Source organism: Streptomyces sp. NPDC057623 (genome assembly GCF_042800355.1).
GTDB lineage: Bacteria > Actinomycetota > Actinomycetes > Streptomycetales > Streptomycetaceae > Streptomyces.
In genome coordinates this window covers 1-1,552 of the sequence record NZ_JBHVGZ010000177.1, presented here as the reverse complement: position 1 = coordinate 1,552, position 1,552 = coordinate 1, and the positions used below count along the sequence as shown (strand labels likewise).

Below are 1,552 nucleotides of genomic sequence, written 5' to 3'. Positions count from 1 at the left end.
CCGAGGCTTCTTCTTCCCCATGCTCTCCATGATGGACATCCTTCCGGGGCGGAACCCCTGATCTCGGATGTCCGTCAAAGCGGATCAAGCCCAGTTCCGTCTGACGACGTCGACGCGGGCCTTCACGCGTTCATCCTGCACACCAGGGAGTACGCATCGTTCTGCGAGCAGCACGCCGGACGCTTCCTGCACCACAACCCCGCGCCCGGCGGGGGCGGGCGCAGGCTCGAAGACGTTCAGTCCGCAGCACACGCCATGAAGGCAGCCGGGTTCGAGGTGTTCGACGACCTGTGGACCGTGAACGGTGAGAACGCGGCACAGTGCGACTCGGACTGTGGCCGCCCGTACGGCAGTTAGCGATCGGTAGATCAGGCCGAGGACGAAGCGGGTCGACCTCACGAGGGTCGGCCCGCTCTGTAGGGAGGATGGGCGACGTGCCCAACGACCAAACACCCCACGAAATCCCCGCTCGCGTCGCCATGATGCTCAAGCCCCTGGCCCACAGGCTGGTGCTTCACAGACGCGGGTCGACGGTGTGGCAGGTCCACACCGGGCGCGGCGAGTACGCCGTCAAGTTGGGGTACCCCATCAAAGCCACGGCCGAATGGGAGGGCCAGGAGTGGACGGCCCGCGCGCCGGCCCGCGAAGGCGTCGTCCTAGATGACCTCGGCGTGCAAGCTGTCCACGGGGTATGGGAGCACGGCACATGGAACGTGCAGCCATGGCACCCAGGCGAGAGCCTGTACGACCGATGGAAGCCACACCGGACCGGCGAAGCGACCACGGAACCAGACCTGCGTGACGCACTCGCATGCGCTGAGACACTCGCTGACCTGCACTCCAACGGTTGGGCACACGGCGACGTGCAGCCAGCCCATTTCATCCTCGGGCCCACCAGCGCGGCTCTGATCGATCTAGCGTTGGCCCACGGAGGAAGGATTCCCGAGGCTTGTGACTTCCCCTTCCGGGGCTGTCTCGTCCACTACGAGGCACCGGAGATCTCCCGCAGCGTGCTCGACACTGGCGAGGCACTCCCTTCGCCGCAGGCCGACAGCTACGCGCTGGGAGCAAGTCTCTTCATCAGCGCTACGGGGTGGCGCGCCGTTGCCTACCCCGACGATGCACCCCGAGCTGAACAGCGAAAGGCAGTCGTCGACAGCCCGCACCGCCCGATCAACGTCCCGGGCATTCTCGGCAAGCTCATCGAGCAGATGCTCAGCCCCGCCCCGGACGACCGCCCGACGCCCGCCGAGGTCTGTGATGCGCTCAGAGCCGAGTTGTAGCTCACACGTCTGTTGCCGATGCGGGCGACACTCAGACGCTGCCGTTCCGGTCCGAGACATCGAGCGGCCGAGCGGACCCGGCTTTACGCTCTACGCCTGCCCCGACTGCGCTCACTTCGTACCACCAGGGCCGCTCATGATTGACGAGCTGCTCTACGTCGGAAGGTGCCGCGGTGTCGGCGACGCGTGAATCGTGACCCACTTTCGACGGGTGAAAAGTGACCCCCACTGCGTCAGTTGATGTTGGTCATTCCCCGGTGTTGGCCGCG

At 66.0% G+C, this 1,552-nt stretch carries 1 protein-coding gene and 1 pseudogene; both read left to right on the top strand.

All coding sequences use genetic code 11. The features are described from left to right. Positions 1 to 90: 90 nt before the first annotated feature. A pseudogene (locus ACFU95_RS50980) lies at positions 91 to 357 on the top strand (glycine-rich domain-containing protein); the annotation flags it as partial. 68 nt (positions 358 to 425) lie between these two features. Then, positions 426 to 1,283 carry a protein kinase gene (locus tag ACFU95_RS50975; protein WP_383844789.1) on the top strand — a complete coding sequence of 286 codons (858 nt, stop codon included), beginning with the start codon at positions 426 to 428 and terminating at the stop codon, positions 1,281 to 1,283. Positions 1,284 to 1,552: the final 269 nt, after the last annotated feature.

Coding starts and splice junctions, on each gene's coding strand:
- ACFU95_RS50975 (WP_383844789.1), top strand. CDS start 426: ATGGGCGACGTGCCCAACGACCAAACACCCCACGAAATCCCCGCTCGC.